Source organism: Campylobacter concisus (assembly GCA_002092835.1).
Taxonomy (GTDB): Bacteria; Campylobacterota; Campylobacteria; order Campylobacterales; family Campylobacteraceae; genus Campylobacter_A; species Campylobacter_A concisus_K.
In genome coordinates this window covers 112,189-138,809 of record LVWL01000001.1, presented here as the reverse complement: position 1 = coordinate 138,809, position 26,621 = coordinate 112,189, and the positions used below count along the sequence as shown (strand labels likewise).

Annotated in this window: 21 protein-coding genes and 2 pseudogenes; 6 read left to right on the top strand and 17 right to left on the bottom strand. The window is 37.8% G+C overall.

The window, feature by feature from the left end; translation table 11 throughout:
• Positions 1–4: 4 nt before the first annotated feature.
• A complete protein-coding gene (locus A3835_00655; GenBank protein ID ORI10852.1) occupies positions 5–1,336 on the bottom strand; it encodes an adenylosuccinate lyase in 1,332 nt (443 codons plus the stop codon).
• Between the two features lie 185 nt (positions 1,337–1,521).
• On the opposite strand from A3835_00655, the gene A3835_00650 reads away from it, so the two are divergent.
• On the top strand, positions 1,522–2,436 hold the full coding sequence (locus A3835_00650) for an RNA pseudouridine synthase (protein ID ORI10851.1): 915 nt from the start codon (positions 1,522–1,524) through the stop codon (positions 2,434–2,436).
• A 271-nt stretch (positions 2,437–2,707) separates the two neighbouring features.
• On the opposite strand, the pseudogene A3835_00645 reads toward A3835_00650, so the two are convergent.
• From A3835_00645 to A3835_00630, 4 genes and pseudogenes are all read right to left on the bottom strand, one after another.
• Positions 2,708–3,843 (bottom strand): annotated as a pseudogene (locus A3835_00645) (23S rRNA (adenine(2503)-C(2))-methyltransferase RlmN).
• Positions 3,840–4,520: a purine-nucleoside phosphorylase gene (locus A3835_00640; protein ID ORI10850.1), complete on the bottom strand. Its 681-nt coding sequence runs from the start codon at positions 4,518–4,520 to the stop codon at positions 3,840–3,842. Before A3835_00640 ends, A3835_00645 begins: the two are co-directional and overlap by 4 nt.
• Positions 4,520–5,275 (bottom strand): imidazole glycerol phosphate synthase subunit HisF, encoded by a 756-nt coding sequence (locus tag A3835_00635; protein ORI10849.1) that lies wholly within the window; start codon positions 5,273–5,275, stop codon positions 4,520–4,522. Before A3835_00635 ends, A3835_00640 begins: the two co-directional genes overlap by 1 nt.
• Positions 5,272–8,556 carry a hypothetical protein gene (locus A3835_00630; GenBank protein ORI10848.1) on the bottom strand — a complete coding sequence of 1,095 codons (3,285 nt, stop codon included), beginning with the start codon at positions 8,554–8,556 and terminating at the stop codon, positions 5,272–5,274. The genes A3835_00635 and A3835_00630 overlap by 4 nt, the downstream gene beginning before the upstream one ends.
• 106 nt (positions 8,557–8,662) lie before the next feature.
• Here A3835_00630 and A3835_00625 point away from each other — a divergent pair, with 106 nt between their 5' ends.
• From A3835_00625 to A3835_00605, 5 genes are all read left to right on the top strand, one after another.
• Positions 8,663–9,538: a 16S rRNA (adenine(1518)-N(6)/adenine(1519)-N(6))-dimethyltransferase gene (locus tag A3835_00625; protein ORI10880.1), complete on the top strand. Its 876-nt coding sequence runs from the start codon at positions 8,663–8,665 to the stop codon at positions 9,536–9,538.
• 340 nt (positions 9,539–9,878) lie between these two features.
• Entirely contained in the window at positions 9,879–11,600 is a 1,722-nt protein-coding gene (locus A3835_00620) for a ribonuclease J (GenBank protein ORI10881.1), read from the top strand.
• 9 nt (positions 11,601–11,609) lie between these two features.
• On the top strand, positions 11,610–12,563 hold the full coding sequence (locus A3835_00615; protein ID ORI10847.1) for a hypothetical protein: 954 nt from the start codon (positions 11,610–11,612) through the stop codon (positions 12,561–12,563).
• A 2-nt stretch (positions 12,564–12,565) separates the two neighbouring features.
• Positions 12,566–13,339, top strand: a complete 774-nt coding sequence (locus A3835_00610; protein ORI10846.1) for a pseudouridine synthase — start codon at positions 12,566–12,568, stop codon at positions 13,337–13,339.
• 9 nt (positions 13,340–13,348) lie between these two features.
• Positions 13,349–13,984: a hypothetical protein gene (locus A3835_00605; protein ORI10845.1), complete on the top strand. Its 636-nt coding sequence runs from the start codon at positions 13,349–13,351 to the stop codon at positions 13,982–13,984.
• A gap of 93 nt (positions 13,985–14,077) precedes the next feature.
• Here A3835_00605 and A3835_00600 read toward each other — a convergent pair whose 3' ends face one another.
• The 12 genes and pseudogenes from A3835_00600 to A3835_00545 form a co-directional block, all read right to left on the bottom strand.
• The gene (locus A3835_00600; protein ORI10844.1) at positions 14,078–14,587 is read right to left on the bottom strand and encodes a hypothetical protein; all 510 of its coding nucleotides are present in this window, start codon (positions 14,585–14,587) and stop codon (positions 14,078–14,080) included.
• The gene (locus A3835_00595; GenBank protein ORI10843.1) at positions 14,584–15,537 is read right to left on the bottom strand and encodes a hypothetical protein; all 954 of its coding nucleotides are present in this window, start codon (positions 15,535–15,537) and stop codon (positions 14,584–14,586) included. The genes A3835_00600 and A3835_00595 overlap by 4 nt, the downstream gene beginning before the upstream one ends.
• On the bottom strand, positions 15,534–16,202 hold the full coding sequence (locus A3835_00590; GenBank protein ORI10842.1) for an ABC transporter ATP-binding protein: 669 nt from the start codon (positions 16,200–16,202) through the stop codon (positions 15,534–15,536). The genes A3835_00595 and A3835_00590 overlap by 4 nt, the downstream gene beginning before the upstream one ends.
• Positions 16,199–17,308 carry an acyl-ACP--UDP-N- acetylglucosamine O-acyltransferase gene (locus A3835_00585; protein ORI10841.1) on the bottom strand — a complete coding sequence of 370 codons (1,110 nt, stop codon included), beginning with the start codon at positions 17,306–17,308 and terminating at the stop codon, positions 16,199–16,201. The genes A3835_00590 and A3835_00585 overlap by 4 nt, the downstream gene beginning before the upstream one ends.
• The gene (locus tag A3835_00580; GenBank protein ID ORI10840.1) at positions 17,298–17,483 is read right to left on the bottom strand and encodes a hypothetical protein; all 186 of its coding nucleotides are present in this window, start codon (positions 17,481–17,483) and stop codon (positions 17,298–17,300) included. Before A3835_00580 ends, A3835_00585 begins: the two co-directional genes overlap by 11 nt.
• Before the next feature lies 1 nt (position 17,484).
• Positions 17,485–18,606: a NosL family protein gene (locus tag A3835_00575; protein ID ORI10839.1), complete on the bottom strand. Its 1,122-nt coding sequence runs from the start codon at positions 18,604–18,606 to the stop codon at positions 17,485–17,487.
• 79 nt (positions 18,607–18,685) lie between these two features.
• Positions 18,686–19,407, bottom strand: a pseudogene (locus A3835_00570) (HcpA family protein).
• Between the two features lie 8 nt (positions 19,408–19,415).
• Positions 19,416–22,031, bottom strand: a complete 2,616-nt coding sequence (locus tag A3835_00565; GenBank protein ORI10838.1) for an NAD(FAD)-utilizing dehydrogenase — start codon at positions 22,029–22,031, stop codon at positions 19,416–19,418.
• A gap of 14 nt (positions 22,032–22,045) precedes the next feature.
• Positions 22,046–23,011: a nitrite reductase gene (locus tag A3835_00560; protein ID ORI10837.1), complete on the bottom strand. Its 966-nt coding sequence runs from the start codon at positions 23,009–23,011 to the stop codon at positions 22,046–22,048.
• Position 23,012: 1 nt separating this feature from the next.
• Positions 23,013–23,684: a nitrite reductase gene (locus tag A3835_00555; protein ID ORI10836.1), complete on the bottom strand. Its 672-nt coding sequence runs from the start codon at positions 23,682–23,684 to the stop codon at positions 23,013–23,015.
• Positions 23,685–23,705: 21 nt separating this feature from the next.
• The gene (locus tag A3835_00550; protein ID ORI10835.1) at positions 23,706–24,464 is read right to left on the bottom strand and encodes a peptidylprolyl isomerase; all 759 of its coding nucleotides are present in this window, start codon (positions 24,462–24,464) and stop codon (positions 23,706–23,708) included.
• 44 nt (positions 24,465–24,508) lie between these two features.
• Positions 24,509–26,575, bottom strand: coding sequence for a cytochrome C (locus tag A3835_00545; protein ORI10834.1), 2,067 nt, complete (start codon positions 26,573–26,575; stop codon positions 24,509–24,511).
• Between the last annotated feature and the right edge of the window lie 46 nt (positions 26,576–26,621).

The following is a 26,621-nucleotide window of genomic DNA, read 5'->3' as shown; positions in this document are numbered from 1 at the left end:
CAAATTATCTCCCAAACACTCTAGCAAAAATTTTATCTACGTTTTTGGTGTAGTAGTTGTAGTCAAAGCACTCTTTGATCTCATCTTTGCTAAGGCTCTTGGTTAGATCCTCATCGTTTAGCAAATTTTGTAAAAATAGGCTGTGACCTTGTTCATCGATCGCTTTTTTGCCCTCTTGTAAGTCTGCCCAGACCTTCATGGCATTGCGCTGAACGATCTTGTAGGCATCTTCTCTGGAAATTCCGCGTTGCGGCAATTGTAAAAGCACACGCTGTGAAAAGACTAGTCCGCCTGTTAAATTTAAATTTTTCATCATATTTTCTGGATATACGACTAAATTTGCTATCAAATTTTTGATGCGAACCAGCATAAAATCAGCCGTGATAAACATATCTGGCAGGATAAATCTCTCAACAGAGCTGTGGCTGATGTCGCGCTCATGCCAAAGGGCGACATTTTCAAGTGCTGGCGTGACATATGAGCGTAGCACTCTGCAAAGACCGGTTATGTTTTCGCTAAGGACTGGATTGCGTTTGTGTGGCATAGCGCTTGAGCCCTTTTGTCCTGGGCTAAAGTACTCCTCAGCCTCATAAACCTCGGTCCTTTGGTAGTGCCTAATAGCAACTGCGATCTTCTCGCAAGTAGAGGCTAAGATAGCGATAGCGCTTACCACATGGGCGTAGCGGTCGCGCTGGATCACTTGGTTTGACGCTGGGGCAGCTTTAAGACCGAGCTCCTCACATGTTAGCACTTCAAATTCCATCGGGGCGTGGGCTAAATTTCCCATGGCGCCTGAGAGTTTGCCATAGCTGATCGTATCTTTTGCATCTTTGATGAGGTTTAGCGCCCTTGCGATCTCGTCGTACCAGATGGCAAGCACGAGGCCAAAGGTTATCGGTTCGCCGTGGATGCCGTGGCTTCTGCCGACCATAAGCGTGTGCTTGTGCTCGTTTGCTCTGTTTTTGACCGCCTGCATAAACTCCTCGACGTCGCTGATGATGAGCTCCAAGCTCTCTTTCATCTGAAGTGCGACGGCTGTGTCGATGCAGTCGCTTGAGGTCATACCATAGTGTACAAACCTGCTCTCCTCGCCAAGGCTCTCGCTGACGCTTGTTAAAAATGCGATGACGTCGTGCTTTGTCGTCTTTTCTATCTCGTCGATGCGAGCCACTTCAAATTTGGCATTTTTGCAAATTTTCTCGCAGTCGCTGTCGCCTATGAAGCCGAGCTTATTCCAAGCTTTAACAGCAGCTTTTTCTACCTTGAGCCAAGCGTCGTATTTTGCTTGTATGCTCCACTTTTCAGCCATCTCTTTGCGTGAGTATCTTTCGACCATTGTTGAACCTTTTTTATTAGTTTGCTTTTGTCCTGAAAGTATAAATTTGGCTTTTTGAGCCAGAAATCACGTCGTGCAATTTCTATAAATTTAAGTTTTGATTATATAAAATTTGGGCTGAAATGTCGGTTATACACTTATAAATTTGGACTTAAGATAGTTTGCTCTTTTTTAAAGGATTATTTTTGCCCTACGTAAATAAATTTATCGCTACTGCAGATTGCCAAAAAGCTTACGAAATTTTGCTACAAAATGGCTTTAGTATGAGGGAAGCACAACGCCTCATAGATAAAGGCAGGCTGATCTGCAATGGCAATGCCGTGAGCGAGAAAAATGCCATATTGTGCGGGGATGTATTTCTGATCAACTATGAAGCAGAGCCAAAGGGGCTTAAGCCTATCTTTGAATGCGAAAGCTTTGCTGTATTTGACAAGCCAAGCGGCGTGCTAAGCCACCCAAATGGCAGACACTGTGAGTACTCACTAAATGATGAAATTTACACACTTTTTGGGCGAGAAGCGAGCGTGGCACATAGGCTAGACTTTGAGACGAGTGGCGTGATAGTCGTTGGAAAAGATAGAAATTCTACAATAAAACTAAAGAAAATCTTTGAAAACAGAGAGGTTTTAAAAAGCTACGTCGCGATGGTGAAAGGCAAGATTGAGCGAGAATTTACGATCAATGCTAAGATGGATCTGGCAAACAACTACGACGATGTGAAAATGCGAATGCAAATTTGTGAAAATGGAAAAAGTGCGGTGACTAAAATTTTGCCTATAAAGTATTTTGACGACATCGATACGACTTTGGTTCGAGCCATTCCTCTCACTGGCAGACAGCATCAAATTCGCTTGCATTTGTTTCATGTGAAACACAAGATACTTGGCGAACCACTTTATGGTTTGTCACGTCCGCAGATAGAGAAAATTTTAGATAAAGAGATGAGCGAGCGTGAACGGATAAATTTAACTGGAGCAAAAAGGCTCTTGCTTCACTCGGATGAAATTTCTTTTAAATTTGATAAAATTTTTTATAACATAAAAAGTAAATTTGACGCTGAAAGCGAGTTTTATAGGTATGCAAAAGAGAGCTTACTTTAGTCTAAAATTTTTAATAAATTTCTATTTCTCATAAACCTTTACCTACGTTTTGCCAAAGTTTATCACTTTTAAATACCACAATGATAATTTTGTAGTTTATGCAATTAATGCTCCATTTTATTTCTTTATGAGAGCTAGGCTTTATCTTGATGTTAAGGCTTAGAATTTATGCCTATCTTTTTCATCTTTTAAAACTTTTAAAATAAGCCCTAATCCAAGTAAAACCACAACAGCAACAAAGACTATTTCGGCTATATCAAGTGCACTCATTCTAACTCACACTGGCTTTACTATTATTTTCAAGCGACTGTGTTTTTAAATTTTTATCGCTGGAAATAGCTTTAAATTTTGCATTTTCATTGCGTTGTTTTAATTGTCCGCAAGCCGCACTTATATCAAGCCCTTTGCTCTGCCTGATCGTGCAAGTAATACCATGATCTCTTAGATATTCTTGAAATTTTAGCATGCTAGCAAGCTCAGGCCGTCCAAATTCACTACCTTCATGCGGGTTAAAATAGATCAAATTTACCTTTGCCTTGATACCATGCAGCAGTTTTACCAGCTTTTTTGCATCACTAACGCTGTCATTTAGGTCCTTGATAACAAGATATTCAAACATCACGCGTTTGCGCATATCGATAGGAAATCCCCTAACAGCATCCATAACAGCTTCGATATTATACGCCTTATTTATCGGCATTAGACGGCTTCTAAGCTCATTAGTAACAGCATGAAGCGATATGGCCAATAACACACCAAGATCCATCTCGCCAAGCTTTTTTATCTGGCTGCCAAGCCACTAGTTGAAACGGTTTGACGACGTGGAGATATGGCTAGACCCTCGTTAAGAGCTAAAATTTTGATCGCTTTACTAACGTTAGCAAGATTATCAAGTGGCTCACCCATACCCATATAAACGATATTTATACGTCTTTCATAAGGTATTTTGTTTTCTCTTTTTATCCATAAAATTTGCCCCACAATCTCACCTGCAGTCAAATTTCTAACAAGCCCGCCCTTTGCTGTTAGACAAAAAGCACATCCCATTTTACAGCCAACCTGCGAACTAACACAAACCGTATAGCGAGCATGGCGACTGATCTTTCCATTCTCATCACTAATCTCTTCTTTCATCGGGAGTAAGACACTCTCTATCTTTAGCCCATCTTTTAGCTCAAAAAGATACTTGATCGAACCATCACTACTTTGCTCAAATTTTACACATTTTAAAGGATCGATATAAAATTTTTCAGCCAGATCTTGACGCATATCTTTAGGTAAATTTAGCATTTGGCTAAATTCGGTTGCATTTTTTTTATATATCCACTCGTAGATTTGTGTTGCTCTAAATGGTGGAGAAACTAACTCTTTTAGCTCATCAATACTAAGATCAAGCAAATTTATCACATATTTTCCTTTATATATTTTGTTAGTAGCTCTTTGGCTGCAGAGTGATTTTTTATAAAATCAGCATGTGCATTTTCATCACAAAAATTTGTCGCTACGAAAATTCCATAAGCTGGAATTTTAAAAATTTGAGCCACTTTTAGAACAGAAAAAAACTCCATATTTTCTAAAAAATAACCCTTTTCAAACATCTTATGAGCCAAATTTTTGTCTGTAGTTATGAAATTTGATGAATTTGTTTTGATAGTTCCACGTGAAACAATAGAAGGAATTTCACACTCGATAGGCGAGTAAGATCTATTTTCTACGCTAGAAATTTCAATATTTGCCCCAACCGAACTTTCATAAATTTGTAAAATTTCACCATCTTTATAAAGACCAGCTGAGCCAACGAAAACTATTTTTTCTGGCATCTGATACAAATTTCGTTCAGGATTTTTTGACAAATTTCGGATTAGATTTTGTAGCTCTGGATTTGATGAGTTTGCAAATTTAGTTTCAATCTTTGCAAGATAGTGCGGATCGATATTTTTTAAATTTATACCCTTTTCATCTGCCAGAATACATGCTCGTTTCTGCAAAAATTTTGTCAAATTTATCGCCATATCAACTAGCCCTACACCCATTGGCAAAGCAAAGTCAAAAATTTCGTTTTTTCCAGCAGAGATAACTAACATCAGAGCCTAACTTCAACGCCATTTGCCTTGAGATACTCTTTTAGTTTTTTTATCTCGATTTCGCCAAAGTGAAATATCGAAGCAGCTAAACACGCATCAGCCCCGGCTTCACAAGCCTCTTTAAAGTGCTCTATCTTACCAGCGCCGCCACTTGCGATAGTTGGTATAGAAAGCGCACTAAATATTCTTGTTAGCTCAAGGTTAAAACCTTGTTTGACGCCATCGTTATCCATAGACGTTAGCAATATCTCCCCTGCTCCGCGCGACTCAACCTCTTTAGCCCAAGAAAAGGCGTCTTTTTTAGTATCGATCCTGCCACCATTTATAAAAACACTATAACCATTTTCGGTCTTTTTAGCATCAATTGCTACGACAACACATTGCGAGCCAAATTTCTTAGCTGCCTCATCGATCAAATTTGGATCTTTTATCGCCGATGAGTTTAGGCTCACTTTGTCGCAGCCCGCATTTAAAAGGCGTGAGATATCGTCTATCGTGCGTATACCTCCACCAACGGTTAGGGGTATAAAAAGCTTGCTTGCGACCTTTTTTACGACATCAACTATCGTATCACGACCAAGGTGAGAGGCTGTGATATCCAAAAAGCAAAGCTCGTCAGCACCTTCGTCGTTGTATCTTTTAGCTATCTCGACTGGGTCACCAGCATCGACAAGTCCTACGAAATTTACACCCTTTACGACTCTGCCATCTTTTACATCAAGGCATGGGATTATGCGTTTTGCAAAATGATTCAAATCTGTCCTTTATCTATTTTTCTAGCAGCTACCTCAAAATATGGCAGATTAGACCAATTTTCTCGGTTACCAACTATATAAACAACCTCTTTTGCTCTTGTTAGTGCTACATTTAGTAAATTTGGCGTACTAGCAGCCCATGCTCTAGCACCTTTTGTAGCACCACCAAGAACAAAGATAACAACATCGGCTTCTTTGCCTTGCATGGTGTGAATGGTACCAGCCCCTTTTAAATTTTTACAAACATCTTTAAAAGGTGTTATTATCTTAACGCTATCTTTTAGCTTGGCTAGCTTACCATCTAAAAGCTCTTTAACGATCATACCTTCGGCTTTATTATAATTACCTATCCATTCATCACTATTAACATCAATCCATTCTGTTTTGATATTAGGATCACTAAGTTTACTTTCACTACTTCTGCCAAGTATCATCATATCATCATATGTTGTTTCGTTTGAAATTTTAAACATAGGGTTGGTGCACCTTCTATGAACGATAAGTGGCGAACCAACCCAAATGGACTTACCCTCTCCTTTTATACATGTACCAATATTTTGTACTTTATCGGCTCGAAGTTGAACTGATGATTTTAGTAGATTAAACTCATCCTTTGCATCACAGTAGCGTAAAATAGCGTTATTTAAAGCTGGTGGTAATGTTACAACAGGCTCAAGTTGAAGTGGATCGCCAACTACAACAGCCATGTTTGAACGAAGCAATGCGCCTAATGCGTTAGTTAAATTTGCCTGCCCTGCCTCATCTATTAAGAGCAAACCTATATCGCCATTTAGTAGCTCTTTAAAGCTATTATTAAAAGATGCAAAAGTAGAACTAACAACTGGCGTTAGTAAAAATAATCCTTTTATTATTTCGCGTCTATCTTTAGCCTCAAGCCTGTTTTTCTCAGCCATTTTTTCATCATTAAATATAACACTAAGAGCTCGTAAATTTGTTCTAACAGCTTCTTTGCAAGCAAAGATAGTGGCTTTATGCAGATTAAGCGCTTCTTTAAAAAGCTTGATTCTTGCGTTAAAAAGCTTTGTCTTATGAAATTTCTCATCAAGGCCAAGCTCCATCATAAATGGCATGCTCTTTTGTATTTCTTCATTACTCTGATTAAAACTACCATTTAAAAAGCTATCAAGCTCTTCGCTTCTACCAATTAATTTTTGACGTCTAATAAAGTCATCATTAAGCTTGTTGAGATGATCTATCTTGGTGTTAAGTTCTAAAATTTTCTCTTCAAGCTGAGATATTTGAACTTTTAGTTCGTTTATTTTTGCTTCACTCTTCTCTTTATTTTCACTATTTTGTTTACTTGCTTTCAAATTTTGCTCGGCTATTTGGCGATTTATCTCACTAACTTTTTGTGCTTCATTGTTATATTTTTCAAAAGCTTGCGTCCTTAAAATTTGCTGGAAAATAAAAAATGATGGCTTTATAGGCGCACTCAGATACTCTTGCAAAATTTCATTTTGACCAATAAGTTTTGTTAGCTCGTTAGCTTCCGTAGCCTTTTGCTCTAGCTCATTTTTGCTCAAATCTAGCTCGTCTATTAGTGGTTTTAAAAGCTCGTCTATTTGCTTTGCTGAATTATAGTTATCAAGTCTTTTATCGATATTCATAAGCTCACTATTTATACTTTTTAGCTCCTCTTCTTTGATCCTGATCTCGCTAAAAAGTAGATTTACTTCGTGTAGGGCTTGATTAAATTTCTCCTTTGCCTCGTCGTAATCATCAATTCCTTCGCCAGTAGCCAAATACTTGCCAAGCCCCATTAAAAAGCCATCTTGTTCTATAAATTCTTTAAATTCTTTTGAAATATCTTCAAACTGACTATGTGTTTTTTCGATCTTTACGCCATTAATCGCGTTAAAAACAAAATTTGACTTATTTTGCTTTGAGCCAAGAGGTATGCAAAAAAGCCCCCATGCAGGTTTTGAGATAAAAGATTTTTCTCCAAAATTTGTCTTTTCATCAGCCGAGAGAAGCCTTGTAGCTATAAATTTAAAATAATCAATCTCGCCTGCATAACTACCAATACTTTTTAACTGGCTAAGCTCTTTACTTAAAATTTCAACCGCACCGTTATTGCAAGAGCTAACAACCATCTCATAGCCCTGAAGTTCTTTATTTAGAGTAAAATAAAGCACCTTATCGCTACTATCTCGAACTGGAGAAAAGATATCATGTCTACTCATTTGTGCGAGCTTCATCGCTCTAAGCGTAACAACTTCAGCCATTACGTCTTTTAAAAGCGTTGTTTTACCAGTGCCTGGAGCACCATTTACGCTATAAATTCCACCACTTTTTTCTTTAAATTTTTTAATGATGTTATTAACGGCAATTTGCTGTGAAAAATTTAAAGCAAAGTCGCTAGCAAAGGCTGATCTTGGATACTCTTCTGCTTTAAAGAAATCTCTAACAAGCCTTTTATTTTGCTCATCTCTTACATCAAGTCTTTCAAATTTATTCTCACTGCCCTCATCCAAAAACTGATCCGTTAGCTCGTGCGTCCTGCCTGACTCGTAAAATTTGATAAGCAAATTTATATCATCTATGAAAAAGCTATTTAAAAGGCTATCATTTTCTTTAAAATTTGGATTTATGATCTTTACTTCAAGCCTGATCACATCTTTGCAAAATGGCGTCTTTAGCGAGCTTTTTAGCTCCTCATGGACTGCTTTTACATAGTCGCTAAGCCTCATTTTCTCTTTGTGGATAGAAATTTTATCCTTGATGCGCTCACACTCTTTGCTAAAATCACTTTGGCTTATCTCTTTTAGATAATCTAGGCGAGCCATTGCCCAAGGAGCTGTTGAGATGAAAAGATCATCAGACGAGTTTGGTGTAAAAAATAGAGTTAAATCATCATCTAAATTTACATCTTTTAAAGCAAAACTTTGCTCATTTTTGCAAAATACCAAATCACCGGCAAGCTTAAATTTATAGCAAAATGCCTTATCAAAGCTCGTTTGCTCAGAGCGTAGCTCATCTAAAATTTGCTTTTTTTCAAATTTAATATTTGCTAGCTTTGAGATATAAATAGCAAGCAAGTCAGTCTCAAAAATGCCGCCATAAATCGAAATTTCTATACCATTTTTTAAAAGCGAGCTATCAAATGCTCTTAAAATTTGCATAAATTTCTCATCGAAATTTGCGATGTCAAGGTCTATTGATTTTTTAAATTTGGTATTTGTCTTTTTTGGCTCATCTAAGGTTTTTGGCTCTAAATATTGTGATAATAAAAAGTATTTTAAGGTATTTGCCTTGCTCAAATTTATGCCCTATTTCGTTATTATTTAGTGATTATAATCCATTTTATATATGATTAAACTAAACTTGTAATCATAGTATAAGTAATCTTTGGCTAATATCGCGGCTATGATAAAGGCAAAAAAGCACTTTGGACAGAATTTTTTACAAGACAAAGCGACACTAGACAAGATCATCCAAGCGATACCCAAGGACGTAGCAAACGTCGTTGAGATTGGGCCTGGCTTAGGTGATTTGACATTTAGACTTTTGCAAATTTACAAGACGACCTGTTTTGAGATAGATTGTGAGCTGTTTCAAATTTTAAAGGCCAAATTTGCAAATGAGATACAAAATGGACAATTAAAACTTTTTTGTAAAGATGCTTTAGAGCAGTGGCAAGAAGAGGGCGGACTAAGTAGTGAGAACTACTTTTTGGTCGCAAATTTGCCCTATTATGTTGCTACGAAGATGATCCTAAATGCGATAGATGACGAAAAATGCCTTGGGCTTATTGTGATGATACAAAAAGAGGTTGCTCTTAAATTTAGTGCAAAGAGCAAGGATAAAGAATTTAGCTCTTTATCGATCCTCGCTTCACTTCAAGGTAGGTGTCAGCTTTTGTTCGACGTGGATGCAAAGCTTTTTAATCCACCTCCAAAGGTCATATCTTCGGTCATCAAACTACAAAAAACAAAAAAGATTTTTGGCAAAGACGGGATTTTCAAAGATGTGAAACAATACGAGGCTTTTAAAGCATTTTTAAGAGCTGCGTTTGTTTCGCCAAGAAAGACGCTTTTGAAAAATTTATCTACAAATTTCGAAAAAAAAGCATTAGAAGAAATTTTTGAAGACCTAGGCTTAGCTCAAAATTTGCGTCCACACGAGCTAGATGTCGATTCTTATCTAAAAGTATTTGAAAGATTAAAGGAAGATAATGAACGACAAAAACGAAGAGAAAGTTGTAACCAACCAAAGCAAAAACAACAAAAGACGAAGATTTAGACCAAAAAATAAACCAAAACAAGAAGGCGAAACCACCGAGCAAGCTTCACTAGCAAGCAAAAGCGTGATAGATAACTTTTTTGCAGTAGAGCAGGCTGAGAATGAAGCGCACGCCGAGCCAAAGAGCCAAAATTCTCGCCCAAAAAAGCCAAGAAATAACAAAAATCAAAACAAAAATGGCGAAAACAATAAGCCAAAAGAGCAAAAACAAGAATCACAAGAAACAAAAACCAAAACACAAGAACAAAAAGATAAACCAAAAAAGGCTAAAAAGCCAAAGAAAAATTTACCAGCTAAGCTAAACGGCAATGAACAATGGCAGCAAGATATCGCAAGTGCAATGGTGGCAAACAAGGCCGTTCACGAGCTTCGTCTGGAGCCAATGAAGTATCTAAACTCAAGTGAGTATAAAATTCGCATAACTCCACTTGGCGGGCTAGGCGAGATCGGCGGAAATATGACTATCTTTGAAACCGAAACCAGCGCCATCATCGTTGATATCGGCATGAGTTTTCCGAGCGAGAGCATGCACGGCGTGGATATACTAATCCCTGACTTTGACTATGTTAGAAAAATAAAAGACAAGATAAAAGGCGTCATCATCACTCACGCACACGAAGATCACATCGGCGCGGTACCATATTTTTACAAAGAGTTTAAATTTCCGATTTACGCCACACCTTTGCCGCTTGGCATGATAAATAACAAATTCGAAGAGCACGGCTTAAAGCAGGAGCGCTCGCTTTTCCGCTCTGTCGAAAAAAGAAAGCCATATCTAATAGGCGACTTTGAGGTTGAATGGATACACATCACACACTCTATCATCGATGCTAGCGCGCTAGCCATCACGACAAAGGCGGGCACCATCATCCATACGGGTGACTTTAAGATTGACCACACACCGATAGATGGCTATCCAACCGACCTTGGCAGACTTGCATACTACGGCGAAAGAGGTGTATTGTGCCTAATGAGCGATAGCACGAACAGCTACCGAGAGGGCTTTACTAAAAGTGAAAGCAGCGTGGGCAAAACCTTTGATGCGATTTTCTCAAAGGCCAAGGGTCGCGTCATAATGAGCACATTTAGCTCAAACATCCACCGCGTCTATCAAGCAATCGAGTGGGGGCTAAAATACAACCGCAAGGTCTGCGTCATCGGTAGATCAATGGAGAGAAATTTATATACTGCAATGGAGCTTGGTTATATCAAACTCGATAAGAAAATTTTTATCGATGCTAACGAAGTCGGCAAATTTAAAGATAACGAAGTGCTGATTGTCACTACAGGCTCTCAGGGTGAGACTATGAGCGCACTCTACAGAATGGCTACCGATGAACACAAATACATCAAAATAAAACCAACCGATCAGATAATAATCAGCTCAAAGGCGATCCCTGGTAATGAAAGCAGTATCTCAACTGTATTAAATTTCCTAATAAAATCAGGTGCAAGTGTCGCTTATCAAGACTTTAGCGAGATCCACGTCAGCGGTCACGCAGCACAAGAAGAACAAAAGCTAATGCTACGTCTTATAAAACCAAAATTTTTCTTGCCAGTTCACGGCGAGTACAATCACATCGCAAAGCATAAAGAGACAGCTATAAGCTGCGGCGTAGACGAGAGAAATATCTATCTAATGAGCGATGGCGATCAAATGGAGATCTGTCAAAAATACTTAAAACGTGTAAAAACGGTAAAAACTGGTAAAGTCTTCATAGACAATCAAATAAATAAACAAATATCAGACGATGTCGTCATCGATAGACAAAATCTTGCCGAAGCAGGTGTCGTCATGATAATCGCTCAAATTTCACGTCATGGCGCAAAGCTAATAAACAAGCCTCGTGTCATTAGCTACGGACTTGTAGGCAATAAACAAGATGCGGAGTTTAGCAAAGAGATGCAAGAAATTTTGACGCAGTTTTTAAGCAACGTCAAAGAGGAGCTTTTAAAAGATGGCAGACTACTCGAGTCACAAGTACGTCAAGTGATTAGAAAGCATATCTTTAGAAAGGTCAAAAAGTACCCAACTATCGTGCCGATTATCTATCTAATGTAAGGGAAATTTATGCAAACAATCAACCAAATCGCAGCCGAAGTTTTGAAGATAGAAGCAAACGAGCTTTTAAGACATGCCAAAAACTTAGAGATAGAAGATGCTGTAAATTTGATATTTAATACAAAAGGCAAGGTAATAGTAACAGGCGTAGGCAAAAGCGGTCACATAGGCGCAAAGATCGCTGCCACGCTTGCAAGCACTGGTACACCAAGCTTTTTCTTACACCCAACAGAGGCTATGCACGGCGATCTTGGCATGATAGAAAAAGACGACGTTTTGTTAGCCATTAGTTTTAGTGGCGAAAGCGATGAGCTTATCAAAATTTTACCTCACGTAAAGCGCTTTGGCGTAAAAATAGTCGCCATGGCAAGGAGCAAAACAAGCTCGCTTGGTAAATTTAGCGATGTATTTATTAGTATAGACATAGAGAAAGAGGCCTGCCCATTAAACGCTGCTCCAACAGCATCAACCACACTAACGTTAGCTCTTGGCGATGCGTTGGCTGTTTGTTTGATGCAAAGGCGAGGCTTTAAAAAAGAGGACTTTGCAAATTTTCATCCAGGTGGCAGCCTTGGCAAGAGGCTATTTTTAAAGGTAAAAGATGTGATGAGAAGCGAAAATTTACCGATAGTTCGCTGGAATGCGAGCCTAGAAAAAGCAATCGATACTATGACACACGGTAAACTTGGCACGGTCCTAATCGTCGATAAAGATGGTGTATTAAATGCTATTTTAAGCGACGGCGATCTTAGACGTGCGCTTATGAGAGAAGACTTTGATCTAGACGAGCCAGCGATGAAATTTGCAACCTTGCATCCAAAAGAGATAAACGACAAGGAAATGTTAGCCGTGGATGCGTTAGCTTTGATAGAAAAATATAAAATTCAGCTTCTGGCCGTTGTGGAAGATGGCGTACCTGTTGGTGTTTTACACATCCATGACCTTGCAAATTTAGGACTATAAAAATGGAAAAAACAAGACTTAATAAATTTATCTCACACAACACAAACTACTCACGCCGTGAGGCAGATGAGCTGATAAAAGCTGGTAAGGTTAGCATAGCAGGACGTGTGGTTAGCGACCTTGCCACAAGTGTGGATGAAGATGATAAAGTGCGTATAAATGGTCGTTTGATAAAGCTAAAAAAGGAATTTACTGTTATCGTTTATCATAAACAAAAGGGTGAGCTTGTTAGCAAAAAAGATGACCGCGGACGAAAGACGATCTACGACACATTAGATAAGAAATTTGCTAAATTTGTTAGCGTAGGGCGCTTAGACTATGCAAGCGAGGGACTACTTTTACTAACTGACGCCCCAGCAATCGCCACAGCGCTCATGAATAGTGACTTAGAGCGCGAATACTATCTAAAGGTAAAAGGCGAAGTGACAAAAGAGGTAATTGAGGCGATGACAAATGGCTTTTTCGCCAAGGACGCCACCAAAGGCGCTCACGCAAAAACCACTATAAAATCAATGGAATTTAAGCCTTTTCTAGCCTACAAAGTCTTTGGCTCAAGTGGTGGCTATACAAAACTAAAGGTAATCATCAACGAGGGGCAAAATAGGGAGCTTCGCCGCTTCTTTGGCTACTTTGACCTTGAAGTAATGGATCTAAAAAGGGTTAGCTTTGGACGTGTTAGCCTTGATATGCTAAAGCCTGGCAAATGGCGCTACTTCGAAAATAGCGAATATGAAGACCTAAGAGACTTTTTAAAGGTTAATAACGTTAGATACTAAGGATAAAATTTGAAAAATATTTTAAATACTGCGGTAACCATTGTAGCTACTATTATTTCAACTTTTCTTGCACAGATAGCTATTTCTAAATATAGCGCGGGCAACTTAGAATATCAAGTAAAGTCCGCCAATTATCAATCAATTGAAAAACATAATAGCTATGAATACAAGCAATGTATAACCCTAATTAATTTAAGCATAGAAAATAATTCAAATTTTAATGAAAAAAATATTCAAGTTAAAATCCCAAATATCTATGAAACCCCATTCAATAATATTGAAATAAATAGCGATATTAAAAATATTGAGTTTAATAAAACAAAAGCAAACTTTATCCAAATTCCAGAACTTAGACAAAAAGAAAAAGCTAAAATTCAAATAAAATTTACAGGTCTTTCTTGTATAGACACAGATATCTTATATTCACAAAATGATTTATATATATCATCAGATAGTTCATTGGCTCAGAAAAAACAAAAGTTTTTTGATAAATACTATGAATTAACTTTTATGATATCATTATTGGGTGTTCTATTTATTATAATTTTATCCATTGCTTTAGCAATGGATGTTTTAACACCAAAAGAAAAAAAGATAGCAAGTTTAGAAAAGCAAATTCAGCAATTAAAAGATAAAAAAAACTAGACAAAGTATAAAAATTGATATCAAATTAACAAATAATATGTTTATATAAAAATATTATTTAAGGCAATAAGACTAAAAAATATCTTTACAAATTTATATCTTATTTTCTGAAAGTAGGATGTTTATGTATGGATTTAGCAACGTTTCACCGCGTGCTGCGTATAGCAAGACCTCTTTAAAGTAGTTGTCGTTTATGCCATACGTGTGAAACTCGTACGCCCCTATGCCATATCCCATAGGCGTGATATCAACCCTTGAATACCACGCATTTTGCGCTAGGATGTAGCGATTCGTATCTCTTGAATAGACATATAGCTTGATCTTATCTTTGCTCTTTTGCGCCATATACCAGATGAAAGAATTTGTGATGTCGTTAAAAAAGTAGATGTCGCCGTTTGGCATGATTGCCTGGGCTGTATCGTTGTTATCAGCGATAAGCGTCCTACTCTCATAACATATAAATTTATTTGGCGTAAGTTGCTCGATCGGCTCTGATTTGCCATTATTTAAAACTAAAATTTTATCATCACTTATGTCGGCATTATAGGCAAGCACAGCTAGAACTAGAGCCAACAAACACAAAGAAAAAATTTGCTTTATCAAAATAAAAATCCTCTTAACAAATAATATTTTAGGACATAAAGCGAGCATATCAGCACGCAAATACCTAGCCAGATCGATGAAAATTTAAGCTTGTGTGAGTAGTTTGTCTTTGTGATTATCTCAACAAGATATGGCATAAGGCCGTAAAATACACCGAGAAACAAACTACCCCAGATAAGGTAGCCAACATAAAAATAGTCACCTTTTAGCATACAGTATGGACATTTATGGTTTGGTTGCTCGTAAACGTAAAGGCCAAAAAAATAGGTGATGGCGTAGTAGCTAAGCACCAAAAATAGCAAATTTGCCACAAAGCTTGCCATGCTTTGCTTTAAGAAATTTAGCACCAAAATGACAAAAAAGAGCACATAAAATGCACTCACTAAGCCAAAATTTGTATAGCCAAATGGTAACTTTGGAGCTTGAAAAGTAACAGAACAGCAAAAGACCGGCACTTTTAGTGGGATATTGTAAAAAAACGAAATTTCTATACCAAGTTCGACTAATATCATGACAAAAAGGCAGATAAAAATGGCGTATTTTTTCTTTAGATAAGGGAAATTTAGAGCCTGCAAGTCAAGCTTATTTATAACCAGCCAAATGCCAAGCCCAAAGATCAGCAAAATTTTAGTGAGCATCAATATACCACCAAATTTATTCGAGCCGATCACTCCAGCCGAGCACATAGCACCAGGTACGATGTCAGAGAGCTCATTTAGGCAAAGTGCAAAAAATATAAACAAAACGATCTTTATGCAGACGCAAAAAAGCAAGATCGTATTTACAAGATAGTTTTGCTTTTCAAGTGAGTATTGAAGCGATGTTAGTGCATTGTAGTCCCACGACCTCACGATCCTAACGACGTAAAAGAGCGAAATACTCATCAAAACTAACAGTACAAACTCCGCTAACAAAAAGGCAATAACGGCGTTTGATAAAAAGACACTCATACTATCTCTCCATTTTGCAAGCTGACAACCCTATCTGTTGCACTTAGCTCATCAAAAATGCTATCGTGAGTAGCGACAATAACACTCTTTTTTAGAGCTTTAAAAGACTCTAGCAAGCCTAAAAATGCATGTGCGTTTTGTCTGTCTAAATTTGCCGTTGGCTCATCAGCCAAGATGATGTTAGCATCCATAGATAAAGCCCTAGCTACCGCACATCTTTGACGCTCGCCGCCGCTTAAATTTGATACATTTTCATCTCTTTTGTGAGAGATGTTTGCAAGCTCAAGTGCCCTCTTTATCATCTCATCTCGCACATTTGCCTTGAAATTTGTTAGAGCAAATGGAGCTAGTAAATTTTCATATACACTTAGTCCCTCGATGAGGTTAAAATTTTGAAATACAAGTCCAAGCCTTTTGTGTCTAAACTCGGAGCAAAAGGCATCAGGTAACTTTGCGATGTTAGTGCCATCTATCAAAATTTCTCCACTAGTTGGTTTTTGAAGTAGGGCAATAAGTGAAAGTAGGGTGCTTTTACCGCTTCCACTAATGCCTTTTAGTATCACTAACTCGCCGTCATTAATATCTAAATTTATATTTTTTAAAGCACAAAACTCATTTTGTTTGTTTTGGTTATAAACTAGGCTAACACCTCTTATATTTATCATTTCAGCCCCTCATTTATGTCACTACTTGCTACTCGCCATGAAGGTATGAGCACAAATGCTAAAAATGGTATAACACCAAAAACAAAGATCAAAAAGAGCTTATCAAACTCTAAAATAGGCGTGAAATTTGTAAAATTTAAAAGCTCATCACCTAAAAATATCCCTTTTAAAAGTGGAGCATTTAATACAAAAACAAAGAGATAAGCCAGCATAACACCTAGCAAAAAAGCACTAACACTAACGATGAAATTTTGTATAAATTTTAAAAATATAATGTCTTTTATACAAAAACCAATGCTTCTTAAAATAGCTATTTCGCGCTTTTTACTACCATAGGCGAGTGAAATTTGGTTTTTAAGCAAGACAAAGAATATAAGCATAACGCTAACATAAATGCTCATAAAAATTCCACCCTTATAATAGTAAAGGTGCCTAACCTTAGCCACCTCATCTTCTATACTAAGAGCGAAAGAATTTGGATATAAATTCTCTATCTTTAAAGCTACTTCACTGATCTCGTCGGTGTTTGGCACCTCAACGTAGAGCTTTGTATACTCTTCATCTTTTAAATTTAAGATAGCCCTTAGCGTATTTGGATGCAAAAATATAGCGTTATTTGTGATTAAGCCACTTTGTACCGGCATGGTCTTTAATATCTTTACTGGTATCATGCGCTCTTCAGTCAAAAAATTAAAGCTCTCGTCGTAGTAAAGCTCATTCATCGCCGCCTTTACACCTTCTCCGACGATCATCTCATCCTCTTTTAAGCTATCATCTTCATATAGATGAAACCAAACACGCTTTTGAACGAAGTAGTACTCTCCATCAACCACGCCCCTTACATCACTTACGCCATCGATCTTCGAGATATCGTAGATATAGCCAGGGTGCATGAGATCATTTTTGCCAGCACGAAATGCGCTCACTACGATACTGGATCTATCTTTTACTAAATTTATAAGATCATGTTGGATCGATCCAGAAATGAAAAGTACCGAGCTTAGCACAAATATAATGAGTGCAAAGAGGCAAAAGCTAAAAAGGTGATCCTTTCTATCTTTAAAAAGCAGAACCGCGGCGTAGTTTATAAAATTTTTACCTATCATAGACAAAGCCTTTTTGCCCCTTTTGATTAAAACTAAAAGCAGCATTTGCTCTTGTTATCTTAGAAATTTCTCTTAGCTCATCTTGCTTTGCTTTATGATCAAAGCTAAGATAGTGTGCCGCTAAAAGCGTATAAGAAAGTCCAAAAAATAACGCCAAAAAAACTAGAAATTTCACACTATTTACCGATAAAATTCTTTATCTCGTCAAATCTTATGACACCTTTGCCAGCATGATCTTTTAAAAAGCTCACTGCCTTTGCTTCATCTTTAAATGGGATAAACTCATCGCCCATTGGTCCATAAACGTTTGAGCCATGAACATAAAACGCATCTTTTGCATCAAGCTTTTCTAGCGTGTAATAATCGCTCACATAAGCATCTTTCATTTTGCTATCCGCAAAATAAAATTGTGCCATATCTTTTACGCCATCAAAATAATAATCCTTGCCATCTGCTTTGATGAGCGTCGCCCATGGAGAATTTTTGACAAGCATGCCACATACCGCACATCTTGCACCTTTTGGTACGACTATTCTCTCAGGTTTTTTTATTTCTTGTTTAGGTTTTGAGGCTTGGTTGCTAGTACCTAAATTTGCTGGAGCGTCCCATAGATAAAGAGCAGCGGCTTGCAAGTGCTTGTCGTACTCTGGAGCTTTGTTAGCCTCTTTTGCGTCGCATACTTTTTTAAGATGAGCTTTTAGCTCAGAGATAGCCTTAAAGCTTTTTGGATCAGTTTTGTCGCAGTTTGCCTCGTAAAATTCCTTACCATGTACGTAAACGCCGTCCTCACGCTTAGCTTTTATCATTTTATTATCGCCTTCAAAATCCTGTCCAGCGATCTCGTAAGCTTTAGCAAAATTCATTATCTCGCCGCCATTTTCTGCTTGAAATTCTTTTGCATCAGCCTCGGTTGAGAAGGCATATTTACTATTTCTAGTCATTGTGCCCTTGACACTACTACCAACGACATAAAAAGCTTTATTGACATCGATTAAATTTAGATTTTTAGTATCAACGACTTGTGCCTCGCTTGGGATCTTGCCTTCTGTTAGCTCGTATAGGCAGTGTAGTGACGCTACTTGTTTGCCATTGTAGACGTGATTAGTCTTATAAAATTTAACCAAATTCATTCCACAAACAGCACAATACTCCTTGCCCTCGCCACTTCCTACTAGTGTAGCCTTACTAGGATCCACGCTTTGAAACATCGGTTTCATTTTGACAGTTTGCTCATTTGCCGAGGCACCAAAAAGTATGGTTGCTAGCAGTGCTGAACCCAAGATAGAACGTAAAATCATAATTATCTCCTTTAGTATTTTTTATTTTTATATTTATATTTATAAGCTTTAAATGCCACTGAGCTAACTTTATCAAGCATCAATGCTTTCCTAAAATTTCTAAATTCTCGCACGCTTCTTTTAAGCCATTTTTACAGCTTTTAGTAAAAATTTCACGTGCTTTCTCCACGTCTTCTTTTACACCTTTGCCTTCAGCTAGCATGATAGCGTAATTATTGCAGCCCTTTTCATATCCATATATGCACGCTTGCTCGTAAAGTTTTGTGGCTTTTGTGAGGTTTTGATCAACGCCTTGTGCATAAACATATAAAAATCCAAGATTATCACACCCTATGCCAGCTTCGTTTGCACAAGCCATTTCGTAGTTTGCTTTGGCTTTTGCATAGTCTTTTTCTACACCTTCACCCTGCGCGTATAGATAGCCAAGGTTGCTACATCCTATGCCATCACCTGCCTTGCAAGCCTTTTCATAAAATTTAACTGCTTTTGCTAGGTCTTTCTCCACACCTTTGCCTTTTTCATAGGCGTAGCAAGGTTGCTACAAGCCATAGAGAAATTTTGATCACAAGCTTTTTCATAAAGTATAGCCGCCTTTGCTTCGTCCTTTTTGACGTTGCCGTCGCCCCTGCTGTAAAGCACAGCTAGATTGTAGCAGCCTGATGCCTTTTTCTCTTTATCGCAAGCATCTTCATAAATTTGTGCTAGCTTATTGTGATCGTCTTTTGCGCTTAAAGCCTCTTTGATATAGCCAGCATTTAATAGTCCCAAACAAGCAAACAATAAAACCAAACTCTTTTTCATCATATCTCCTAAATCTCTTTTATATCCTTACCTCTATAAGCAAAGGCGATTAGCAAAGCCAAGAGCATTAAAAGCAAATAAAGCAAATTTGAAACGCTAAATCCATCGCCATTTGCGTATGAGTGAAGTCCGCTTAGATAGAAATTTACACCAAAATAGGTAAAAATAACTGAACTAAAAGATAGTACGCTAGCTACTAAAAAGGTAAAAATATTTTTTAATCTTGGAATAAATCTTAAATGAAGCACAATGGCATAAATAATTATCGTAATGTACGACCAGCTCTCTTTGCTGTCCCAGCCCCAGTATCTACCCCAGCTCTCGTTTGCCCAGACACCGCCAAGGAAATTTCCAATAGTTAGCAAGCTAAGTCCTATGATGAGGCTTAGCTCATTAGTTGCGGTGAGGTATCTTATCTGCTCGCTAAGCTTTTGCTCGTTTTTTTGATTTTTTATAGCCATTAAAAGAAGCCCAAGAAGCCCAAGCACAAAGCTAAAGCCTAAAAAGCCGTAGCTTGCCGTGATGACACTTACATGCACACTAAGCCAAAATGACTTTAAAACTGGAACTAGATTTGTTATTTGTGGATTTATAAAATTTAGATGAGCTACAAGCAAGCTCACACTTGCAAAAAGTGAAGCAGCTCCAAGAGCAAAGCTTTGATGTTTAAAAAATAAAACTCCAGCTAGTACACTTGCAAGCGAGATATACACTAAGCTCTCATAGGCATCACTCCAAGGTGCATGCCCTGAGATATAAGCACGAAGAGCTAAATTTAACAAATGCACCGCAAAGCCAAAATAAAATGCAAGGCTTAATGCGCTTTCAAATCTAAATTTCTTTCCAGAAAATAGCCTATAAAAACCAAGAGCGAGCGAAACTAGCCCAAGAATCATGTAAAAATATATAAGAAATTTAAAAATTTCCATTTGGTTATAAAGCACCTCAAGCTCAACCTTTCCCTCGCTTAGCGCAAGAGAGCCTAGAGTGCTTCTTTGATAGCTTGAAATTTTCTCCAAGCTCCTATCAGCCTCTTTGCACTCGCCACTTTTTACGCAAAGGCTTAAATTTTCTATATAAGCGCCTAAAACGCTTTTAAGCTCATTCGAAATTTCGCTTGAGCCAAAGGCTTCATTTACGCCTAGCCACGTTAATTTATCGCCATTTTTAGCTGGTATAAATTTTAAAATTTCTCCCTTTAGTGCAAGATACAAGACATTTAATCTCTCGTCAAATTTGATAACGTCGTTGTCAAATTTATCTCTTTTCGAGACGGGTTTCTCATTTGCAGCTTCTACAAATTTAGCAAGCTTATACTCGCCATTTTCATTAAAGACATCGTTAAAACTAGCAAATTTCTCATTAACTCCCAAAAGCTCGCCCACACGCTCACTTGTGATCTTTACTATCCTTTTGTCCATCCACTCTTTTGGCGAGATGGCAAAAGAGAGCATTAGCTCCTCGCTGCTAAGCCCAAATAGCGTGGTTTTGGTTGAAATTTTACTTATCACAGCTCTTGAGTAAGAGCCAGCTGGAGCGATTCTGCTATCAGCTTGAGTTAAAATTTTGGCAAATTTGCTTGCATGAGCGTCTAAATTTTTATTATTTTCATTAGCAAAATTTGGAGTAGCATTTAAAAGCAAAATCGCCAAAAATGCAATTTGCGAACCTTTTATAAAATTTAGCAGTCTAAAAAATCGGCTCTTTTTACTAAATAAATTTGCCACAAAGCCAAGGCAAAGTAAAAAATATCCTATGTAAGTTGGGATTTTGCCAGGATCACGGCTGATCTCAAAAGCGCTTCCAAGCTCGTCAGGATCGTATGAAGACTGAAAAATTTTATAGCCATCAATCGTTAGTGGATTATTTAGCGAGATGTCGTACTTGCCGCCAGCGATACTTACTTTACTTGTATAAGATGATGGAGTATTTAGCCCCGCATATCGCTCTAAAATAAACTCGTCAAGCTTTAATGAAAATGGTAAATTTAAAGCCTTTGAGCTAAAGTAAAATTTCACCTCTTGCCCACCAAAACTTAGCACACTTGGCTCCAGCTCATATCCAGCTCCGCCTTTTAGCTTAACACTCTTTTTTTCGCCGTTAAAGCTTATCTCTAAACTAAGCGTAGCAGGAGCGTTTTTCTCATCTTTTTTATATCCAAGCAGGTTAATTATAAATTCCTTGCCATCTATAAAATTTTTAAACTCAAAGTCGTTTTTACCAAATAAGCTTAATTTTAATGGATAACTAAAATTTTCTCCAAGCATTTCGACTCTAAGATAAGGCTTAACGCTTTGCATTACATTTGAGCTTTGCAAGGTTCTAAGATGCATAACGCCCTCTTCGCCAAAATACCTTGTAAGCGCAGCTCCGATGAAGATAACGATAAAAGCAAGATGTATCAAAAATGCGCCAAATTTTTTATACATCTTGGTTTTTACGATACTAATGGCTAAACAAATGGCACAAGCAAACATAACACACTCGTACCAAAGCGCTTCATAAACAAGCACTCTGGCCGTTTGTGTGTCATAAAAATTTTCTAAAAAAGTCGCAAGCCCTGCACCAAAAGCAAGAATAAATAATAATATCAAAGACAAGCGGTAGATATTTAAAATTCTCATCGCTCGCCTCTACTTTAAATGCTATAAGTTTGTCCCGCATAAAGTATAAACACCCTAAGCAGTAAAACACCGATAACAGCTGCTAATGAACTGATATAAAAGCTAAATTTTAGACTAGCTACTTTTTTGCCAAATGCAAAATTTAAAACAAAAGGCACAATGAAGCCAACTAGCACAACGCCAAGCCAAAAGAAATTTGCCCAAACGCCACTATAAAAAGCAACAGCTGCATTTTGCTGATAACTTGAACCAAGCAAAAGCGATACAAAAAGCATTAAAATGAGTAAAATTTCAGCTCCCAAAACGCTAAATTCTACGCTATGAAGCGAATGAAGGTCGCTTGAATGAGGATCTTCTTTAAATAAAGCGGCTGCGACCAAGCTACTGCCACTTATACCAGCACTTAGTCCTGAAGCTATAAATAAAGCTGGAAGCACAGCTGTGTTTAAGAGTGGAAATCTAATCAAAACTGAGATCAAAAATCCAGTATAAGCACAAATTATTACAGCAAAAATAAGACAAATACGACTTAAAAATGGATAAAGCGGTATTAAAATTTTCATTATTAATGCAAAAAGAGCGCTAAAGGATTTTAAACTTTTGGCTAAGAAATTTGAAATCTCATCATTAAATGCATAAAGGCACATCAAAAAGCTAAGCGGTATAAATACACAAAGTCCAGCAACACCGATAGACATAACTGATGTGAAATTATAATTAATCAAAATTTTCCAAAATAAAAGCGGCTTTTCAAGATCAGCTATCAAGCAAACCATACCGAGCATGATGCTAACAAATGCTAAAAGCGAAGCAGCCTTGAAAAATGAGCTAAAGCTCTCTTGCTTTTTATAGTGTTTTAAAAGTATGGCAGCGATTAGCGCTCCACCACTCATACCAGCTAGCAAAAGATAAACAGCGATCGGCCAGCCCCACTCTACTCCATGCGAAAATGTTGCAGTAAAATTTAATGCACCATCCATCTTACACCCCCATTTTTACTTTAGGAATATATCTAAGGCTTGGTTTTGTGCCAAGCTCTGCTCTTAGCCTTATGCTATCTTTTACGGCTAGTAGCTTACTGATGTGCGAATTTTCATCGTTAAGATCACCAAAGACGATCGCCTCATATCTACAAGCTTCTACGCAAGCTGGCTCTTTTTCGTCCTTTAAATTTGTATCTACACAAAAGTTACAGCTTTGAGCTGAGTGCGTAACCTTATCGATATATCTCACATCATATGGACAGGCTACGATGCAGTATTTACAGGCGATACAATCATCTATATTTGTAGTTTGTATGCCAGTTTTTTCGTCTTTATGACAAGCCTTGGTCGGACAAACAGCTACACAAGGCGCATCGACGCACTGCTGACAAGATACTCTTACAAATCTTTTATCGAGTAAATTTTTAGGATTAGTCTTATCTTCTATAAAAAGTCTCATCTGTCCTTTTGGGACTAAATTTACCTTTCTGCAAGCTATCTCGCAGTCTGTACAGCCAACACATTTATTTTGGTCAAATATCATACCAAAGTGTGGTTTTTTTACACTTTCTTCACTCTTAAAAGCAAAACCACTACTTGCCGCACCAGCACCAGCAGCCACAACTACCATGCTTTTTAAAAAGGCTCTTCTATTTTTTTGATTTTGCATTTTTAACTCCATTTTTATATCTTAATGAGGCTTTTTGATGCCCTCATTTAGTTCTTTTTCGTGAATTTTCTTTGCAGCCTCGGCTAACTCACCTGGCTTTAAGACCTTAACAAGCTCTATCTCAAAAACGATAGTCTCGCCTCCAGGTATGCCCTCCATGCCGCTATCGCCGTACGCAAGTTCTGGCGGGATAACAAATTTAAACTTATCGCCCTCTTTCATGAGCATTAAGCCCTCTTCAAGACCTGGGATCAAATTTAGCATAGAAAGATGAGCTGGAGCCTCTTTTGTCTCATCAAAGACCTTACCATCGATAAAGCTAGCTTTGTAGTTTGCTATGATGATACTCTCTTGTTTTGGAGTCGCTCCCTTTTTGCTTGATTTTAAAATTTCATATTGCAATTTTGATTTTGTCGTTTTTACATTTTTATTTTTTGCATTTTTATCCATAAAAGCCTTGCCTTGCTTTAAATTCTCTTTAAGTATGGCGGCTTCTTTTTCTTTTACTATCTTGTCTAAATTTTCAGCTCTTTTGTTTAGTAGCTTTGCTATCTCATCATCGCTTAGTTTTAGCTCTCCTTTTAGTGCATCACTAAAACCTTTGATAACAGCCTCAGCATCGTAGCTAATGCCTATTTGTTTTTGTTCAAGTAACCCTTTTAAAACATATCCACCACTTGTTGCTCCCATAGCATAAGACTCATTTGAATCTACATTTGCAAGCAAACCAGAAGTACTTAAGCTAAGAAGTAGTGTAAATTTTAAAACCTTATTTTTCATATCGGACCCTTAAGATTAAAGGGGCTAAAACTAGCCCCTAAATGCTATAAATTTTTATTCAAAATTCTTTGAGCTTCTTTTATATACTCTTTTGATGCATCGAGTTTTTGTTTAGTAAATTTAAATCCGTGCATACCCCACGAACCATCTTTTTCAACCATATCGATGATCTCTTGAGCATTTTGGATAAGCTCATAAACTCTTACTTTATCACTTGCATCAAGTTTTTTAGTCTCAAGTAGTGAGTAAAGTCCTTCAATACCAATCTTAACTTCAGAGAATTCATTCTTAACTGGAGTTTGCCATCCCATAACTTCATCATAAACTTGTTTTTGGTTTTTGAAGTGAAGTGTTGGTTTTAGCTCAGATAATACTGGGCTATGGCAGCCTTTGGTATCTTTCATATCTTTATCAGCCCAAGATGTTCTAGCGCAAGCCCACATCAAGTCAACGTAGTTATGGCCATTTTTATCTCTCTCAAAGTGCCAATCTTTAGCATCTCTTGGACCTTTAGCAGCATCGCCTGGTACTAGAGATTTCTCTTTTGGATCAACCATGATCTTCCAGATGTGAGATCTTCTTTGAGTATCAAAGCCAGCGTTGTCTTGGAACTGAACAGCGTAGAAATTCTCACAACTCATCATAAATGGCATGTGGCAAGATGCACAAGTATTATCTTTGTGAGTATCTGCTTTAGATGCGATATATGCTTGAGTCTCGTGGCAATCTTTACACTCTTTTCTAATTTTTGGTTTAGTATAGAATGAGCTTAGATAGCCTTGCTCTGAGTTATAGTTCATACCAGTTACGCTCTTATCGCCTACAACTGGACCTGTGTTATCGTGTGGATCGTGGCAAGTAACACATCTCATACCTTTATCATAGTGAGCTGTAAAGTATGATTGTGAACCTTCAGAACCACATCCTGGTCCCATTGATTTAAATTTAGAGCTAAGTGAGAGATCAAGCTTACCGTTATTAAGCGGATTAGCACGAGCTAGATCTGGGCTAAAGTTAAACCTTTGGTGGCAGCGTTCGCAGTTTGATGTTCTAAAATTTGTAGCCCCATCAAGGTGACCGCCAGCTCCGTGGCACTCCTCACAGCTTACGCCTTTTGAGATAGTGTGTTTTTGAAGCTCTTTGGCATTACCAAGTGCTGCGTAAAATTCTGCTTTTGATTTGAAATCAAATTTAACTGGGTGACAAACTTCACAATATGATGAGTTTGCTTGGAAAAACATTGATTTTTTGTGTTTTGCAGCGTATGAAGCTAGACCTCTGACATATCCGCCATTGTCGCCATACTCTTCAAGAGTGCCAGGAAATTCTGGGACAAGCTCTTTTATCTTTTTAACAGTAGCGTCGTCTAAATTTAACGCCCATGTTCTTTGCCATTGGTTACCACCAGCTACGATCTGACCTGTACCATCTCTTAGCAAACCGCCCTCAACGTAGTAAGTACCACGAAGTAGCCACGCATCAACATAGCCCATTTTTGTTCTTAAGTGACCAACGGTTGCGTAGATAACATCTGGAGTGATACCTTTTGGAAGGATAGAAGCGGTATCTTTGTCAAATACTGGCTCAGTTAGGTTGTTATTAACCTCTGGGTGCTCGCCAGGGAAACGCATAGTAGTTGCGTGGCGAGATCTGCTCCACACTTCATACTGGGCTGGGTGACACTCACCGCACTTTTCTGGACCTACAAATTTGTTAGGAAACTGAAGTGATGAAGTGGCTGGAATTCTATACATCATAGAGCTATAGCCCTTACCGCCATCTCTTTTACTAAGCTTTGACATATCAAAGCCATGTCCCTCGGCAAGCCACTCTAAGCCACGGTCGTGAACGACCATTTTACCGACGGTTTTACCACCATATTTTGTAAAAATAGGGTGGTTTTTAAATAACCAGTTATACATCTCTTGCTCTTCTACAACGTAGTCTTGCAAGGAGATAACACCTCTACTTTGCAGTGTGCCTTTAGGATTTGCGATAACATCACGTGCTTTATCGGACATCTGCATATTATGCTCTTCGCAACAGGCTTGTGAAGCGAAGATGCTAACACCCATGAGCAAACCAGCTAAGGCTTTTTGTAGATTTCTCATGTGCCCTCCTTTAAATTTTTATCCTAAAATCAAAATGATTTCATAC